Source organism: Acinetobacter soli (genome assembly GCF_000760595.1).
In the GTDB taxonomy this organism is placed as follows: domain Bacteria; phylum Pseudomonadota; class Gammaproteobacteria; order Pseudomonadales; family Moraxellaceae; genus Acinetobacter; species Acinetobacter soli.
In genome coordinates this window covers 44000-60250 of record NZ_BBNM01000002.1, presented here as the reverse complement: position 1 = coordinate 60250, position 16251 = coordinate 44000, and the positions used below count along the sequence as shown (strand labels likewise).

Sequence of the window (16251 nt, the reverse complement as noted above, 5' to 3'; positions counted from 1 at the left end):
GCTAACGAATTAAAAAAATGATGCATTATGAGCTTAAACACGCAGATTTTTATTGCTGCGGTGATTGGGGTTGTATTCGGACTCGTACTGAGCCTAAATCCTGAAACCGCATTCTTTTCCAGCAGTTTATATATTTTAAGTCTGATCAGTAGTATCTTTATTGGCCTACTTAAAATGCTGCTGATTCCGCTGATTTTTACCTCAATTGTGGTAGGGGTGTCTAACCTGCAAGCCAGTGGGCAGTTCAATCGAGTGTGGAAAATTACCGCGTTATGCTGTTTTACCACCACCACTTTTGCGCTGATTTTGGGAATTGGCTGTGCACATTTGTTCTCTGTTGGGCAGGGCATGGATATTGGTATATTTGCAGACGCCATGCAAAATCATCAAACGCCAGATACCCTGACGCCTTCGAGTTTTCTCACCAACTTTATTCAAAATACTCTGATCAATCCTTTTAAAGCCTTTGCTGAAGGGAATGTGCTGGCAGTGGTGGTCTTTGCTTTACTATTGGGTGCCGCACTGATCAAAGGTGGTGATCGCTTTCAGTCGGTCCGTGTGCTCAGTGTACAACTCTTCGATATCATGATGATGCTGGTCGGCTGGGTGATGAAACTGGCACCCCTTGGAATCTTGGCATTGCTGGCCAAACTCATCGCCACTGAAGATTTAAAAGTGCTGGGGAGTCTGGCTGAATTTGCTTTAGTGGTGACAGGAACCACGATTTTTCATGGTGCAGTGGTCTTGCCACTGTTATTGTGGATCTTTGGCAAAATGAATCCAATCACCTTTTTCAAAGGCACGCGACTGGCTCTGATTACTGCATTTGCAACCAGTTCGAGCTCGGCTACCATGCCCTTAAGTATGAAATGTGCGCAGGAAAATCTGAAAGTTCGACCACAAACAGCCGGATTTGTGATTCCACTGGGAACCCAGTTAAATATGGATGGCACAGCACTTTATGAAGCGGCGGCGGCGTTATTTATTGCCAATCTAATCGGGATGGATTTGAGCCTAACCCAGCAATTGATTGTGTGTCTAACGGCCATGATTGCCTCGTTGGGTGCCCCAGGCATTCCAAGTGCAGGAATGGTCACCATGATCATGGTATTGCAATCGGTCGGATTACCTGCTGAAGCGATTGCGATACTGCTACCGATTGATCGGATTCTGGATACCGTGCGGACAGTAGTGAATGTACAAGGCGATATGATGATCAGTGTTGTGGTCGATCGCTATGCCAAACAAGCCGAACCCCAATCCACTGAACTTTCCTAATGAAAAAAGCAGATCTTAAGATCTGCTTTTTTAAGCATCTGGTTTTTATGCGGCAGCTTGTAAGGCGCGTTTGGCAGCCGGAGAGCGGTTCAAATACGCGACCGCATCGTCTGTACTGCCTTCCTTCACAGGGTCATACCATGGCATTAAGTAGTCGATCTGCTGTGCAATCAACCAAATTGGACTAGGCAATAACTGATGGTCATGACGCGCTTGTTTATACCATTCTAACCAGATCCATGGACGGAACAGGCTCGGCTTATACTCGGCAAAGCGTGGGTCTTGCTTCATAATGTGCGCAGCACCATCTACCCAAAGTCCAAGCACACCAATAATCACGGCAACACTTAAATAATAGCGTGCAATATAGCCACCGCCTAAGTGTCGATACAAATCAAAAGCCACGGTACGGTGCTCGATTTCTTCTGCACCATGCCATTTCACTAAATCGAGCATTTCAGGATCGGCGCCCAACTGCTGCCATTTCTGGTTATAAAGCGCATATTTGCCCAATACGCAGGTCATGTGTTCGACGGTTGCGATTACACCTAAGCGAAACAAGTCCCAGTGCTTTTCAAGTGCAGCCGGAACGGTCAAGTCAAAAGGCTTGTCTGCCAGTGCTTTGGTGAATACAACATTCATGATATCCAGATTGCGCTGAATATCAATGTGGCGTGCAGAGAGATATTCTTTATTGGCCGACTGGTGTGCATTGGCATGCATGGCTTCTTGGCGTATAAACGCCTGTACGTCGAGTTTGAGCTTTTCGTCGGTAATTTGCGGTAAAACTTTGTTATAAAGACGACAAAACCAGAATTCACCAGCGGGCAAAATATTATTGATTTCATTAATGAAGTAGCTTGCAAACGGCTGGTTTGGAATCCAGTCAACGGGTGTGTTTTGCCAAACAAATTTTACTTTTCGCGGTTGAATACGATAATCAATAGACGATCCGGGAAGTTTCTTTTTTAAAAATGACAACATACTCATAATCATGTCCTAATCTGTTCTAAACAGAACAATGCATGCATTTGAGTATAAAAAAATGCCCCGATACATTGCTTTGCAATACGGGACATTCCATTGTCATTTGGTGATGATGTTAATCATTTTTTTGCGATTGTTCAGCATCATCTTCCGAATCTGTCTCGATATCCAAATCTGCATCGGAGACTTCAGGAATTGCGCTTAAATCAAAATGTTGTTCTTCGCTCAAGGTGAAGTTTAAACGACCAGCCATGACGCTGGCGAGCTCTTCAAGTCCTTGCTTGTTCAGTGATGAAAACAGCTGAATCGAGAAGTTAAGCTTCATTTTTTTCAAAGATTGCTTTACGTCCAAGAGCGCGGTATTGGCGGGGCCGCGATTTAATTTATCGGCTTTGGTCAGTAAAATATGTACAAATAATTTACGTGCATGCGCCCATTCCAGCATCATGGTGTCAAAGTGTTGCAGGGGATGGCGAATATCCATCAACAACACCAAGCCTTGTAAACTTTTACGATGGATCAAATAGTTTTCCAGCTCTTTTTGCCAGACACGTTTCATGTCTTCTGGAACTGCTGCGTAGCCGTAACCAGGTAAGTCGACGAGACGTTGATCTGGATTACCCAAGCTGAAAAAGTTGATCATCTGCGTGCGTCCAGGTCTTTTAGAGGCACGTGCGAGCTGTTTCTGATTAGTGAGTGTGTTAATCGCGCTCGATTTACCTGCATTTGATCGGCCTGCAAATGCAATTTCGTAACCAGTATCTTCTACACACAGCGAAAGTTTCGGTGCACTCATCAGAAATTCAGCTTTACGCAACCAATTCAGGGATTTAACTGAATACTCTGTAATCGCAGGATCGGCTTTACGCTCATAACTAATTTTTTCTTTAGGTGCGAGTTTGGCCTTGGTATCTTTGGATTTCGCATAGCGATGCATAGAGCTTAACTTTTTCAATGATAAATACACGAGCCATTATAAAGGAAGTCTCGACATCTAGCGAATCGAATACGCTGTGTTTTGCGCTATAGTGCGACAAAGGCAATTGGCGAGTAGGTTGGTGGTGCGTTTAAAACGTCACGCAGCGTGTGCTGATCGAGTGACACGTAAAACTGCTCAAGCGCTTGATCTAGAATACCTTTTAGACCGCAATGCGCACGCATGACGCAAGGTGGTTCATGGCATTCCACAATCTGGTGATCACCTTGAAGAATCCGCACAATATGCCCTAGTCGAATCTCTAGCGCTTTAGGATTTAAACGTAATCCTCCACCTTTGCCCCGTGTTGTAATGATCCACTCTTGTTTTCCCATAAAGTGAACCACTTTAACCAGATGATTTTGTGAGACATGCAAATCCTTTGCAATATCGGCAATGGTGTACGGGAATTCACTGGGGCGTGAAACATACATCAGAATCCTCAGTGCATAATCGGTAAATTTATTGAGTTGCATGATCCGCAAAGACAACAGATGAAAAAGCCCATCTTAGCCTGAAAGTCCTCAGAAAGAAACGTGGAGACGAAGACAGTACGGATTTCATCTGTGAATTTTAAACCCTTAAATAGGAGCACTCAGATGCAGTTCATCTCCAACCTGATAGGCATTTAAAAGACGATCTGCGACGTGATGATTTGCAGCGTCTTCTGGTGTTTTGACTTTAAATGCCCATACATGGCTTGCTGCTTGAATGCGATGCAATGGAAATTGTTCGGGTTGTTTTAAACCTAACTCCGGAACGTTTACCCGAACAGTAACCGATGAAGGGATCTGAATGTCAGGAAGTGGATGGGTGTCGACTGCCGCGACACTAAAAATCTTGCCTTCATCGTCGGTGTGAATATCCACGATTTTGAACTCACGCCATCCGGCCCAGCCACCCGGTTGTGCGGCTAGCTGATGATATTTTTCTTGCTCAACGCGAATCAAAAGATCTGCTAATTGTTGATAAGCCTGTTGCCACGCCAAGATCAGTTCAGATTCAAAGGGAACGTTCAATACCTCAGAAATCGAATGTAAAAGATGCTCACCTACAACTGCATAATGCTCAGGTTGAATGTCTAGACGAACATGGGTGCTGGTAATGCGCTCGACAGCTTTGGCTAATTTTTCCGGATGCTCAATGTGTTCGGCATAGGCCAGTACCGCAGCGGCCAAAGCACGGGGCTGACGTCCAGTTTGCTGATGATCTTGATTAAAAATATGCTTAAGTTCCGGATGTTGTTTTAACATGCGTGCGTAGAAATAACGGGTTAATGCAACACCGTGCTCACGTAAGACCGGGACTGTGGATTGAATGAGTTGAATGTGCTCAGGCGTCATGATGCGACCATTTGTAGTTTATAAGATGTATTTAAAATACATCTTATAAAGTGCATTTTCAATATACCTTTTAAAAATAGATAAAAATAAAGATCTATCGCTTTCCAAACAGTGAGCCGAGCAAGCCACGAACCAGTTTCTGGCCGGTTGGTCCGCCCAGAGTGCGTGCTGCACTTTTAGCAAATGTACCCAGCACATCTTGAGTCAGTTTGTCGCGGTCACGCTGAGCTTTTTCATCGGCTTTTTGCTGTTCACGCGCTAAGCGCTCTTGTTCTTTGGCCTGCTGTTTTGCTAAAGCTTCCTGCTGTTTGGCTTGCTGTGCAGCTTCAGCTTGCGCCTGCTCTTGCTCAAGCCGATCACTGACTTTTTGTTGCAGCATTTCATATGCACTATCGCGATCGACCATCTTTTCATACACACCCGCCACCAAACTCTGCGCCATCAGCGCCTGACGTTCTTCATCACTGAGTGGGCTAAACGATGAGTAGGGCGGCATAACCCAGCCACGTTGTACAATTTGAGGTGTGCCTTGTTCGTCGAGACAACTGATCAGGGCCTCTCCAACAGCCAGTTCTGTAATGGCCTGATCGACTTTAAAATCTGGATTGGCCCGAAAGGTATCGGCGGCTGTTTTTACCGCTTTTTGATCTTTAGGAGTAAAGGCGCGTAAGGCGTGCTGGACACGATTTCCCAGCTGGCCAAGTACGCTTTCTGGTAAATCCAGTGGATTTTGGGTAATAAAGTATATCCCAACCCCTTTAGAGCGAATCAGACGGACCACCTGCTCAATTTTCTGTTGTAGGGCAGGGCTGGCGTTGTCAAACAGCAAGTGGGCTTCATCAAAAAAGAACACCAGTTTAGGCTTGTCCGCATCGCCGACTTCAGGCAGTTGTTCAAACAGTTCGGACAACATCCACAGTAGGAAGGTGGCATAAAGTTTTGGTGAGTTCATGAGCTGATCCGCGGCAAGCAGATTGATGTAGCCATGGCCTTGAGCATCGGTTTGAATAAAATCCAAAATATTTAAGCTGGGTTCACCAAAAAATTGCTCGGCACCCTGATCGCCCAAGGCCAATAAATTGCGCTGAATTGCCCCAATACTGGCAGGCGATAAATTACCGTATTCGGCTTTTAAATCGGCAGCATTGTCACTGACATAACTGAGCATGGCTTTTAAATCTTTAAAATCGATTAGCAGCAATCCTTGATCATCGGCAATACGAAACACTGCCGATAACACGCCCTCTTGAGTGTCGTTCAGATTGAGCATTTGTGCTAAAAGCAGCGGCCCAATTTCGGAAATGGTGGTTCGAATAGGGTGCCCGTGCTGACCGAATACATCCCAAAATACAGTGGGAGAGGCAGCAAATGGAATTTGATCAAGGCCTAAGAGTTGTAAGCGCTGTTCAAATTTGGGGTTACTGCGACCAGCTTTGGCGATACTTGATACATCACCTTTGGCATCGGCCAAAAAAACCGGGACACCAATCCGTGAAAAATTTTCTGCCAATACTTTTAAAGTAACTGTTTTTCCTGTTCCGGTTGCGCCGGCAATCAAACCATGCCGATTGGCAAACTCGGAATGTAAAACAATCTCTTGTGAAGGATCACGGCTGTTTTTTGCAATGATAATTGGTGTTCCCATAGGTTGTCCTCTGGTGATTGTTATTCAAGTTGTTGTAGTGCGTTTTGGATATCTTGAATTAAATCTTGCGGATGTTCCAGTCCTATGCAAAAACGAACCAGTAAACCCTGTTGTAAATGTGTAGTATCTAACTGACGCATCTGTTTCAGATCATAAAGCATGACTAGACTCATCGGGCCTCCCCAGCTAAATCCCAGCTTGAAGAGTGTTAATACATCACAAAAACGTCGAATCGCAGCCAAATCATATCTGGAGTCAAAAATTACACTGACCAGACCCGCACTTTGCCCTGTAGTACATACCTCTTTCCAGTAGATGTGTCCCGGACTGCTGGCAAGGCTAGGATGGAGCACTTGTGTAAATTGCGTTTGCTGTTGCAGCCACGTTATTAAAGTGCGTGCGTGATCGGCCTGCTGTTGATAACGCAGCGCCATATGCGGCAAACTGCGTATAATCTGTGCTGTATCATCACCCGACACACAAATGCCCTGATTGGCATGAATTTTAAAAAGTCGATCATGCAAGGCTTTACTGCGGGTGATTACGCTACCCATTAAGATGTCGCCTCCACCACTGGGATATTTGGTCAGGGCATGTACCGTTACATCGACCGAGAGATGTTCATCGCCAATATCAAAAGCGTTAAACGCCAAACCGGCTCCCCATGTATTGTCCAAAGCAGTGATAACCTGAGCAGCTTGGGCCTTTTTTAATAATGCTTTTAAATCTGGAAACTCAAGCGTAATCGAGCCTGCTGCTTCAAGCCAAAGGAGCTTGGTTGCTGCGCTGGGTACGAAGCTGTCTGCGTCAATCGGATTATAGATTCGTACATGAATACCGTAACGCTGCTGCAAATTTTTTAGGTGCTCTATGTTTGGTCCATAAACGTTATCTGGCACCCAGACCTCGTCACCTTGGCTTAAAAATGTCGAATTGACTAAATTAATCGCCGAGAGACCACTCGGTGCCAGTAAGCAAAACTGTCCACCTTCAAGCTGTGCCAGTTGATCACCGAGCGTAAATGTAGTGGGTGTGCCATGAGTTCCATAACTATAGTCATAGGGATCGCTCCAATGGCGATCAAAAAGGTGCGCTGTACTTGGAAAAATAATGGTTGATGCACGAAACAGGGGAGGTTGGATGCTATGAATATACTGCGGTGCATTGCGTGGCGCATGAATCAGTGCAGTTTGAGTTTTTTTATTGTCAGACATGGTGCAAAATCGTAATGGAATTTGAACTAGAGTAAAAAAAATTAAGCAATTACGCCAGTTTTTGCGTGTTTTGTTGGTTTTTATTTGAAAGTGTCAATTTTCATTTAAGTTGGCTTCAATTTTGCACAACCCTCTTTGATACTAACAACAATATAGGTTTGAATTGCGCATGAAGCCGTTTTTAAAAGTGCATTATTTTCAGCATATTGCTGGTGAAGGGTTCGGAAGTTGCTATGAATTTCTTAAGTCGAACCACGCCAAAATTACTGCAACCGAATTTTTTGCCTTGCCAGCCGATTCGGCGCTTGAAATTGAAGCGTTGCCACAAATAGAAGATGTCGACCTGCTCATTATTATGGGGGGGAATATTAGTGTGAATGACGAAGCCAATTATCCATGGCTCAAGCTTGAAAAACGTTGGATCCGTCGCTATCTTGCGGCAGGAAAACCGGCTATTGGCTTGTGTTTGGGTGGGCAACTGATTGCCAGTGCCTTAGGCGCTGCGGTAAGTCATAGCGCCTATCATGAAGTTGGCTGGACCACAGTGCAGCGCGTGCATAATATTCCAGCAACATGTTTTCAATTACCCGAGCGCGTCAATGTATTGCAGTGGCACAACGAATGCTTTGAAATTCCCAAAGGTGCAGTGCATTTGGCAGAAAATCAAATTTGTCGTAACCAAATGTACCAGATTGGCAAAAATGTTTTGGGCTTTCAGTTTCACCCCGAAATTACCCCACAGACACTTGAGTTGTTTCTAGAAGATGATGAGCATGTTGGTCACTTAACCGGCGATATTATCAGCAATCTGGCAGAGCTTAAGAATTCTCGGCGCGGGTATTTTCAAGAAGGTAATCAATTACTCAACCAAGCGATTGAATATGTATTAGAGGCATCTTGATTGCATCGGTAGGGGCATCAATAAAAACAAAAAAAGCCCAAATTTTATGAAAAAAACCAGAAATAGAATTGCATAAGACTTAAACAATCGTTATAATGAGCCACCCCAAATTATGGGGCATTTGCTGCGGAAAACGTAGTAAATGCATGACAGTCGCGGCATCGATCGTGACCTTAGTGATTTTCACTGCCTTTGACACTTACCATTAGGTGAGGTGCGTCAAGGGTGATTCTTTATATATTTTTGGCTTGGAGTTTACTGGTATGTCTAACCAGAGAATCCGTATCCGTCTTAAGTCTTTTGATCATCGTTTAATTGATCAATCTTCTCAAGAGATCGTAGAAACCGCTAAGCGTACTGGCGCACAAGTGTGTGGTCCAATCCCGATGCCTACTCGCATCGAACGCTTCAACGTTCTTACTTCACCGCACGTAAACAAAGACGCGCGTGATCAGTACGAAATCCGCACCTACAAACGTTTGATCGATATCGTTCAACCAACAGACAAAACTGTTGATGCATTGATGAAATTGGATCTTGCAGCTGGTGTTGATGTTCAGATCGCATTGGGTTAAGGCTTTCGGGTTAATTAGTGCCTGGCATTAATTAAGCTGCTTTTTTAGAGGTTACACACATGGCTATTGGTTTAGTCGGCCGCAAGTGCGGTATGACCCGTATCTTTACAGATGCCGGCGTCTCTGTGCCTGTTACAGTGATTGAGGTTGATCCTAACCGTATCACTCAAATTAAAACGCTTGAAACTGATGGTTATCAAGCGGTTCAAGTTACTACTGGCGAACGTCGTGAATCTCGCGTAACCAATGCTCAGAAAGGTCACTTCGCGAAAGCGGGTGTTGCTGCTGGTCGTTTGGTTAAAGAGTTTCGCGTAACTGAAGCTGAGCTTGAAGGCCGTGAAGTTGGCGGTACAATTGGTGTTGATTTGTTCGCAGTTGGTCAAGTTGTTGACGTAACTGGTCAATCAAAAGGTAAAGGTTTCCAAGGTGGTGTTAAGCGTTGGAACTTCCGTACCCAAGACGCGACTCACGGTAACTCAGTTTCTCACCGTGTTTTAGGTTCTACAGGTCAAAACCAAACTCCTGGACGCGTGTTCAAAGGCAAAAAAATGGCCGGTCACCTAGGTGATGAACGCGTAACAGTACAAGGTCTTGAAATTGTATCTATCGATGCAGAGCGTTCAGTTCTCGTTGTTAAAGGTGCGATTCCTGGTGCTACTGGTGGCGACGTTATCGTTCGTCCTACGATCAAGGCCTGAGGGGAAATAACGTGAATTTAAAAACTGTTTCCGGCTCTGCTGTTGAGTTGTCTGAAGTTGCTTTTGGACGTGAATTTAACGAAGCTCTTGTACACCAAGTTGTTACAGCTTACTTAGCTGGTGGTCGTCAAGGTACTCGTGCTCAAAAATCTCGTGCAGAAGTATCTGGTGGTGGTAAGAAGCCATTCCGTCAAAAAGGTACAGGCCGCGCACGTGCTGGTTCTATTCGTAGCCCAATCTGGGTTGGCGGCGGTAAAACATTTGCTGCTCGTCCACAAGACTGGTCTCAAAAAGTAAACCGTAAAATGTACCGCGGTGCAATGCAATGTATCTTAGCTGAACTTGTTCGCCAAGATCGTCTTGTATTGGTTGAAGAGTTTGCTGTTGCAGCTCCTAAAACTAAAGAATTGCTTGCTAAACTGAACGACTTGAATGCTGCTCGTGCATTAATCGTTACTGATGCTGTAGATGAGAATCTATATCTTGCAGCACGTAACCTTCCACATGTAGATGTGGTTGATGCAACTGCAATCGATCCTGTTAGCTTGATCGCGTTCGATAAAGTTGTGATGTCTGTAGCTGCTGCTAAGAAAATTGAGGTAGAACTCGGATGAACAACGAACGTATCTATCAAGTCCTAAAAGGACCAGTCTTCTCAGAAAAGGCACAAGTTTTAGGCGAAACTGCTGGTGTTCAAGTGTTCAAAGTTGATATCAATGCAACTAAACTTGAAATCAAAAAAGCAGTTGAAAAACTTTTTGGTGTAGACGTGCTTAAAGTAAACACGACGATCACTAAAGGTAAATCGAAGCGCTTTGGTAAAACATTAGGACGTCGTTCTGATGTTAAAAAAGCATACGTCACCCTGAAAGCTGGCCAAGATGTAGAAATGGCTGACTTGGGCGATACCGCTGAAAGCGCAGCGGAATAAGGACGAAAATTATGCCGATTCAAAAATGCAAACCAACGTCTCCAGGGCGTCGCTTTGTTGAAAAAGTGGTTCATAGCCACCTTCACAAAGGTAAGCCTTTTGCAGCGTTGGTTGAAGCTAAAAAACGTACTGGTGGTCGTAATAACAACGGTCACATTACCACTCGTCACGTTGGTGGTGGTCACAAGCAGCATTACCGTCTTGTAGACTTCAAACGTAACAAAGATGGTATTCCTGCAGTTGTAGAGCGTATTGAATACGATCCTAACCGTACCGCACACATCGCATTGTTGAAGTATGCTGACGGTGAACGTCGTTATATCATCGCACCTAAAGGCTTGCGCGCTGGTGATAAAGTACAATCTGGTAACGATGCTCCAATTCGTCCAGGTAACTGCTTGCCACTTCGTAACATGCCAATCGGTTCTACACTTCACAACGTTGAACTTAAAATCGGTAAAGGTGCTCAATTAGCACGTTCTGCTGGTACTTCAGTTCAGTTGTTGGGTCGTGATGGTTCTTACGCAATCGTTCGTCTACGTTCAGGCGAAATGCGTAAAATCCATGTTGAATGCCGCGCTGTAATTGGTGAAGTTTCTAACCAAGAAAACAACCTTCGTTCATTGGGTAAAGCTGGTGCGTCGCGCTGGCGTGGTGTTCGTCCTACCGTTCGTGGTATGGCGATGAACCCAGTAGATCACCCGCACGGTGGTGGTGAAGGGCGTAACAAAGGTATTCAACCTGTAAGCCCGTGGGGTCAAAAAGCGAAAGGGTACAAGACACGTACCAATAAGCGTACGACTAAGATGATTATCCGCGATCGTCGCGTCAAGTAAAGGAATCTGACTAATGCCTCGTTCATTAAAAAAAGGTCCGTTCGTCGACGCGCATTTGTTCGCTAAAGTTGAAGCTGCTATTGCTGCAAACAACCGTAAGCCGATCAAAACGTGGTCTCGTCGTTCGATGATCCTTCCAGACTTTGTTGGTCTAACAATTTCTGTTCACAATGGCCGTAACCATGTTCCAGTAATCGTATCTGAACATATGGTTGGTCATAAACTCGGTGAATTCGCGCCAACTCGTACCTATCGTGGTCACGGCGTTGACAAGAAATCTAAACGTTAATAGGTGTCATGATGGAAGTAACTGCTAAATTACGCGGTGCCGCTATCTCGGCACAAAAGGCACGTTTGGTTGCAGACCTAATCCGTGGCAAATCTGTTGCTCACGCGCTTAACATTTTGAACTTCAGCAACAAAAAAGCTGCCGTTCTAGTGAAAAAAGCTTTGGAATCTGCAATTGCAAATGCTGAACACAATAACAGTTTAGATGTTGATGACCTTAAGGTGTCTACGATTTACGTTGATGAAGGCATGAGCCTTAAACGTATTATGCCACGTGCTAAAGGCCGTGCAGATCGTATCACTAAGCGTACTTGTCACATCACCGTTAAGGTAGGGGTTTGATATGGGTCAGAAGGTTCATCCAATCGGTATCCGCCTAGGTGTTGTGAAACGTCATAACGCTAACTGGTATGCGAATCCGAAACAATACGCTGAATACTTGCTTAAAGATCTTCAAGTTCGTGAGTTTTTGACTAAAAAACTTAAGAGCGCGATGATCAGCAATATTCTTATCGAACGTCCAACAGGCGCTGCTAAAGTAACGATTAGCACTGCTCGTCCTGGTATCGTCATCGGTAAAAAAGGCGAAGACATCGAGAAATTACAGCGCGAACTTACCACTATCATGGGTGTTCCTGCGCAAGTAAGCATCAATGAAATCGATCGTCCAGATTTAGACGCACGTCTTGTTGCTGAAGCAATCGCTTCTCAACTAGAAAAGCGTGTAATGTTCCGTCGCGCAATGAAGCGTGCGGTACAAAACAGCATGCGTGCTGGTGCGAAAGGTATCAAAGTTGAAGTTTCTGGCCGTCTAGGTGGTGCAGAGATCGCTCGTACAGAATGGTATCGTGAAGGTCGTGTACCTCTACATACGCTTCGTGCGGACATCGACTATGCAACTATGCGTGCTGAAACAACTTACGGTACGATTGGTGTTAAAGTCTGGATTTTCCGTGGTGAAATCTTGGGTGGCATGAAACAAGTCATGAACCCTGCACCACAAGAAGAGCGTCCAGCTAAACGCGGTCGTGGTCGTGGTGAAGGTCAAGAGCGTCGTGGTCGTCGTTCAGACCGTGCTGCTGACAAGGGAGAATAATCCATGTTGCAACCTAAACGTACCAAATTCCGTAAAGTGCAAAAAGGCCGTAACACTGGTCTTGCACATCGTGGTAGTACAGTATCATTTGGTTCGATTGCGATTAAAGCGACTGAACGTGGTCGTATGACTGCGCGTCAGATCGAAGCTGCGCGTCGTACTATTAGCCGTCGTATTAAACGTGGTGGTAAAATCTTCATCCGCGTATTCCCAGACAAGCCAATCACCGAAAAGCCATTAGAAGTTCGTATGGGTAACGGTAAAGGTAATGTGGAGTACTGGGTTTGTGAGATCAAACCAGGTAAGATCCTGTACGAAATTGAAGGTGTGAACGACGAGTTGGCAACTGAAGCATTCAAGCTTGCTGCTGCTAAACTTCCGTTTAAAACCACTATCGTGACTCGGACGGTAATGTAATGAAAACTAAAGATCTACGTGAAAAGTCGGTAGAAGAGTTGAAAGCTTTGCTTGATGAGCAACAGCTTAACCAATTCCGTCTTCGTATGGCAAAAGCGACTGGTCAATTGGGTAAATCGCACGAAGTGCAAGTTGCTCGTAAAACCGTTGCTCGTATCAAGACACTCCTTACCGAAAAACAGGGGAACGGACAATGAGTGAAAAAACAGTCCGCACGTTAACCGGCAAAGTAGTAAGCGACAAAATGGACAAGTCAATTGTTGTCCTTATCGAACGCCGCGTTCAACACCCGTTGTATGGCAAATCAATCCGCCGTTCAACAAAATTACACGCTCATGATGAGAACAACGTTGCTAAACTTGGCGACCTAGTGACCATCAAAGAAAGCCGCCCAATTTCTAAAACTAAAGCTTGGACTTTGGTTGAAGTTGTTGAAGCAGCTGCTGAGTAATTAGGTTCTTGTTGCATCATCGGTCAATTTCGAGTACTCTTTGAGCCTTTCGAAATTGTGACCGGTGTTGCTCGGTTTTGGAGTAGGGCAATGATTCAAACCGAAAGTATGCTCGACGTAGCAGACAATAGTGGTGCACGCCGCGTACAATGTATTAAAGTACTAGGTGGTTCACATCGTCGTTATGCTTCTGTTGGCGACATTATTAAAGTTACTGTAAAAGAAGCAATTCCACGTGGCCGTGTTAAAAAAGGTGACGTGATGAATGCTGTTGTAGTACGTACAAAGTTCGGTATTCGTCGTCCAGACGGTTCTGTAATCCGTTTTGATGACAATGCAGCTGTATTGTTAAACAACAACAAAGCTCCGATTGCCACCCGTATTTTCGGACCAGTGACTCGTGAACTTCGTACTGAACAGTTCATGAAAATTATTTCATTGGCTCCTGAAGTTCTATAAGAGGCAATCATGGCTAAGATTAAAAAAGGCGATCAGGTTATCGTGATCGCAGGTAAAGAAAAAGGCAAACAGGGTACTGTTTTGTCTGTTTCTGAAGACCGCGTTAAGGTTGAAGGCCTTAACTTAGTGAAGAAGCATCAAAAGCCGAACCGTGTAACTGGCGCTGAAGGCGGCATCGTTACTCAGGAAGCTTCGCTTCATATCTCAAACGTGGCAGTTTTTAATGCTACAACCCAAAAGGCTGACCGTGTTGGTTACCAAGTTGATGAAAATGGCGCGAAAACTCGCGTTTATAAATCAAATGGTGAATCAGTGGCGGTAGCGAAGTAATAGGTTGAAAAACGGCAATGGCCAGACTTAAAACACGTTACAACGAAGAACTTAAAGCTAAGTTATTAGAAGAACTTGGCGTTAAGAATGTGATGGAAATTCCTCGCATTACAAAAATCACTCTAAACATGGGTGTTGGTGCAGCTGCAACTGATAAGAAATTATTAGACGGCGCTGTAGCAGATATGCAGTCTATTGCTGGTCAAAAACCAGTAGTTACACTTGCACGTAAATCAATCGCTGGTTTCAAAATCCGTGATGGTTGGCCAATCGGTTGTAAAGTTACTTTACGTGGCGAACAAATGTACGAATTCTTGGACCGTTTGATCTCGATCGCAATCCCTCGTATCCGTGACTTCCGTGGTTTCTCAGCGAAATCATTCGACGGTCGTGGTAACTACTCGATGGGTTTGAAAGAGCAAATCGTTTTCCCTGAAATCGATTTTGACAAGATTGATCGTATTCGTGGTATGGATATTACTATTACTACCACTGCTCGCACCGATGACGAAGGCCGTGCGCTTATGCGTGCATTCGGCTTCCCGTTCAAATAAGAGGTCGATATGGCTAAGAAAGGTATGATTAATCGCGAATTAAAACGCGAACAAACTGTTGCTAAATACGCTGCAAAACGTGCTGAATTAAAAGCAACGATTGCAAACGTAAATGCAAGCGACGAAGAGCGTTTTGAAGCGATGTTAAAGTTACAGGCATTGCCACGTAATGCATCTCCTGTTCGTCTTCGTAACCGTTGTGGTTTAACTGGTCGTCCTCATGGTTACTTCCGTAAGTTCGGTTTAAGCCGTAACAAACTACGTGACACAGTAATGCAGGGTGATGTACCAGGCGTTGTTAAGGCAAGCTGGTAAGGGGCGACTATAGATGAGTATGCAAGATACCGTTGCCGACATGCTAACACGTGTTCGTAACGCACAAATGGCGAAGAAACAATCTGTTTCTATGCCAAGTTCTAAGTTAAAAGTTGCAATTGCAAACGTACTTCAACAAGAAGGTTATATTTCTAACGTTGAAGTTGCGCAAGAAGAAGCTAAAGCGACTTTAACTTTGACTTTAAAATATTTTGAAGGCAAACCAGTTATCGAAACTGTGAAGCGCGTAAGCCGTCCAGGTCTTCGCCAATATCGCGGTAAAGATAAACTACCGAGCGTTAAGCAAGGTTTGGGTATTGCAATTGTTTCTACAAGCAAAGGCATCATGACTGATCGCGCTGCACGTGCTGCAGGTATCGGTGGTGAAGTTATTGCTTTTGTTTCTTAATAGGTGATTCCTCATGTCTCGTGTGGCTAAAGCCCCAGTAACTGTACCTAACGGTGTTACAGTTACTCAGAACGGCCGGCAGGTCGAAGTGAAAGGCACTAAAGGTACATTGTCTTTCAACCTGCATGCGCTGGTCGAGCTAAAACAGGAAGAAGGTAAACTTCAACTTGCTCCAGTTAAAGAGTCTAAAGACGCTTGGATGCAAGCTGGTACTGCTCGCGCTGTGTTAAACAACCTTGTAAAAGGTGTTAACGAAGGCTTCGAACGTAAGTTACAACTGATTGGTGTTGGTTACAAAGCTGCGGTTAAAGGTGCAAGTATTAACCTTAACCTCGGTTTTTCTCACCCAATCGAGTATAGCCTTCCTGAAGGTGTAACTGCTGAAACTCCAACTGCGACTGAAATTATTTTGAAGTCTGCAGACAAGCAGTTACTAGGTCAAGTTGCTTCAGAAATCCGTGGTTACCGTCCACCAGAGCCGTATAAAGGTAAAGGTGTTCGTTATTCGGATGAAGTTGTTCTTCGTAAAGAAGCTAAGAAGAAATAAG

Annotated in this window: 24 protein-coding genes and 1 pseudogene; 19 read left to right on the top strand and 6 right to left on the bottom strand. The window is 44.6% G+C overall.

Annotated features, from left to right (window positions below):
• Positions 1-27 precede the first annotated feature (27 nt).
• The gene (locus Aso01_RS02725; RefSeq protein ID WP_004934512.1) at positions 28-1278 is read left to right on the top strand and encodes a dicarboxylate/amino acid:cation symporter; all 1251 of its coding nucleotides are present in this window, start codon (positions 28-30) and stop codon (positions 1276-1278) included.
• A gap of 45 nt (positions 1279-1323) precedes the next feature.
• Here the strand turns inward: Aso01_RS02725 and Aso01_RS02720 are convergent, their stop codons facing one another.
• The 6 genes from Aso01_RS02720 to Aso01_RS02695 all read right to left on the bottom strand — a co-directional run bounded on the left by Aso01_RS02720 (position 1324) and on the right by Aso01_RS02695 (position 7443).
• On the bottom strand, positions 1324-2271 hold the full coding sequence (locus Aso01_RS02720; RefSeq protein WP_171063725.1) for a metal-dependent hydrolase: 948 nt from the start codon (positions 2269-2271) through the stop codon (positions 1324-1326).
• Positions 2272-2380: 109 nt separating this feature from the next.
• On the bottom strand, positions 2381-3202 hold the full coding sequence (gene yihA / locus Aso01_RS02715; RefSeq protein WP_004934518.1) for a ribosome biogenesis GTP-binding protein YihA/YsxC: 822 nt from the start codon (positions 3200-3202) through the stop codon (positions 2381-2383).
• 86 nt (positions 3203-3288) lie between these two features.
• Positions 3289-3717: an RrF2 family transcriptional regulator gene (locus tag Aso01_RS02710; RefSeq protein WP_025095666.1), complete on the bottom strand. Its 429-nt coding sequence runs from the start codon at positions 3715-3717 to the stop codon at positions 3289-3291.
• A 105-nt stretch (positions 3718-3822) separates the two neighbouring features.
• Positions 3823-4584 carry a globin domain-containing protein gene (locus tag Aso01_RS02705; protein WP_004934524.1) on the bottom strand — a complete coding sequence of 254 codons (762 nt, stop codon included), beginning with the start codon at positions 4582-4584 and terminating at the stop codon, positions 3823-3825.
• 94 nt (positions 4585-4678) lie between these two features.
• The gene (locus Aso01_RS02700) at positions 4679-6229 is read right to left on the bottom strand and encodes a helicase HerA-like domain-containing protein (protein ID WP_004934527.1); all 1551 of its coding nucleotides are present in this window, start codon (positions 6227-6229) and stop codon (positions 4679-4681) included.
• Positions 6230-6249: 20 nt separating this feature from the next.
• Positions 6250-7443, bottom strand: a complete 1194-nt coding sequence (locus Aso01_RS02695) for a PLP-dependent transferase (RefSeq protein WP_004934529.1) — start codon at positions 7441-7443, stop codon at positions 6250-6252.
• Positions 7444-7612: 169 nt separating this feature from the next.
• Here Aso01_RS02695 and Aso01_RS02690 point away from each other — a divergent pair, with 169 nt between their 5' ends.
• The 18 genes and pseudogenes from Aso01_RS02690 (at position 7613) to rplF (ending at position 16250) form a co-directional block, all read left to right on the top strand.
• On the top strand, positions 7613-8344 hold the full coding sequence (locus tag Aso01_RS02690) for a type 1 glutamine amidotransferase (RefSeq protein ID WP_004934531.1): 732 nt from the start codon (positions 7613-7615) through the stop codon (positions 8342-8344).
• Between the two features lie 263 nt (positions 8345-8607).
• The gene (gene rpsJ, locus Aso01_RS02685) at positions 8608-8919 is read left to right on the top strand and encodes a 30S ribosomal protein S10 (RefSeq protein ID WP_004725677.1); all 312 of its coding nucleotides are present in this window, start codon (positions 8608-8610) and stop codon (positions 8917-8919) included.
• Positions 8920-8978: 59 nt separating this feature from the next.
• The gene (gene rplC, locus Aso01_RS02680) at positions 8979-9617 is read left to right on the top strand and encodes a 50S ribosomal protein L3 (RefSeq protein ID WP_004934532.1); all 639 of its coding nucleotides are present in this window, start codon (positions 8979-8981) and stop codon (positions 9615-9617) included.
• 11 nt (positions 9618-9628) lie between these two features.
• Positions 9629-10231: a 50S ribosomal protein L4 gene (rplD, locus tag Aso01_RS02675; protein WP_004924100.1), complete on the top strand. Its 603-nt coding sequence runs from the start codon at positions 9629-9631 to the stop codon at positions 10229-10231.
• Positions 10228-10548, top strand: a complete 321-nt coding sequence (gene rplW / locus Aso01_RS02670; RefSeq protein ID WP_004924102.1) for a 50S ribosomal protein L23 — start codon at positions 10228-10230, stop codon at positions 10546-10548. Before rplD ends, rplW begins: the two co-directional genes overlap by 4 nt.
• A gap of 11 nt (positions 10549-10559) precedes the next feature.
• A complete protein-coding gene (gene rplB / locus Aso01_RS02665; RefSeq protein WP_004924105.1) occupies positions 10560-11384 on the top strand; it encodes a 50S ribosomal protein L2 in 825 nt (274 codons plus the stop codon).
• Positions 11385-11397: 13 nt separating this feature from the next.
• Positions 11398-11673 carry a 30S ribosomal protein S19 gene (gene rpsS / locus Aso01_RS02660; protein WP_004281508.1) on the top strand — a complete coding sequence of 92 codons (276 nt, stop codon included), beginning with the start codon at positions 11398-11400 and terminating at the stop codon, positions 11671-11673.
• Positions 11674-11684: 11 nt separating this feature from the next.
• Entirely contained in the window at positions 11685-12014 is a 330-nt protein-coding gene (gene rplV / locus Aso01_RS02655) for a 50S ribosomal protein L22 (RefSeq protein WP_001982638.1), read from the top strand.
• A gap of 1 nt (position 12015) precedes the next feature.
• Positions 12016-12829: pseudogene (gene rpsC / locus Aso01_RS02650) on the top strand (30S ribosomal protein S3); the annotation flags it as partial.
• Positions 12772-13185: a 50S ribosomal protein L16 gene (gene rplP / locus Aso01_RS02645; protein WP_004934537.1), complete on the top strand. Its 414-nt coding sequence runs from the start codon at positions 12772-12774 to the stop codon at positions 13183-13185. The pseudogene rpsC and the gene rplP, both read left to right, overlap by 58 nt.
• Positions 13185-13382, top strand: a complete 198-nt coding sequence (gene rpmC, locus Aso01_RS02640; RefSeq protein WP_004934539.1) for a 50S ribosomal protein L29 — start codon at positions 13185-13187, stop codon at positions 13380-13382. The genes rplP and rpmC overlap by 1 nt, the downstream gene beginning before the upstream one ends.
• Complete coding sequence (gene rpsQ / locus Aso01_RS02635; RefSeq protein WP_004657679.1) at positions 13379-13636, top strand: 30S ribosomal protein S17; 258 nt, start codon at positions 13379-13381, stop codon at positions 13634-13636. Before rpmC ends, rpsQ begins: the two co-directional genes overlap by 4 nt.
• 90 nt (positions 13637-13726) lie before the next feature.
• Entirely contained in the window at positions 13727-14095 is a 369-nt protein-coding gene (gene rplN, locus Aso01_RS02630) for a 50S ribosomal protein L14 (protein ID WP_004924120.1), read from the top strand.
• A gap of 9 nt (positions 14096-14104) precedes the next feature.
• Positions 14105-14425 (top strand): 50S ribosomal protein L24, encoded by a 321-nt coding sequence (gene rplX, locus Aso01_RS02625; protein ID WP_004924123.1) that lies wholly within the window; start codon positions 14105-14107, stop codon positions 14423-14425.
• Positions 14426-14442: 17 nt separating this feature from the next.
• A complete protein-coding gene (gene rplE, locus Aso01_RS02620) occupies positions 14443-14979 on the top strand; it encodes a 50S ribosomal protein L5 (RefSeq protein WP_004934541.1) in 537 nt (178 codons plus the stop codon).
• A gap of 9 nt (positions 14980-14988) precedes the next feature.
• On the top strand, positions 14989-15294 hold the full coding sequence (gene rpsN / locus Aso01_RS02615) for a 30S ribosomal protein S14 (protein ID WP_004934544.1): 306 nt from the start codon (positions 14989-14991) through the stop codon (positions 15292-15294).
• A 13-nt stretch (positions 15295-15307) separates the two neighbouring features.
• Entirely contained in the window at positions 15308-15703 is a 396-nt protein-coding gene (rpsH, locus tag Aso01_RS02610) for a 30S ribosomal protein S8 (RefSeq protein ID WP_004934546.1), read from the top strand.
• A 13-nt stretch (positions 15704-15716) separates the two neighbouring features.
• Positions 15717-16250, top strand: a complete 534-nt coding sequence (gene rplF / locus Aso01_RS02605; protein ID WP_004934548.1) for a 50S ribosomal protein L6 — start codon at positions 15717-15719, stop codon at positions 16248-16250.
• Position 16251 lies beyond the last annotated feature (1 nt).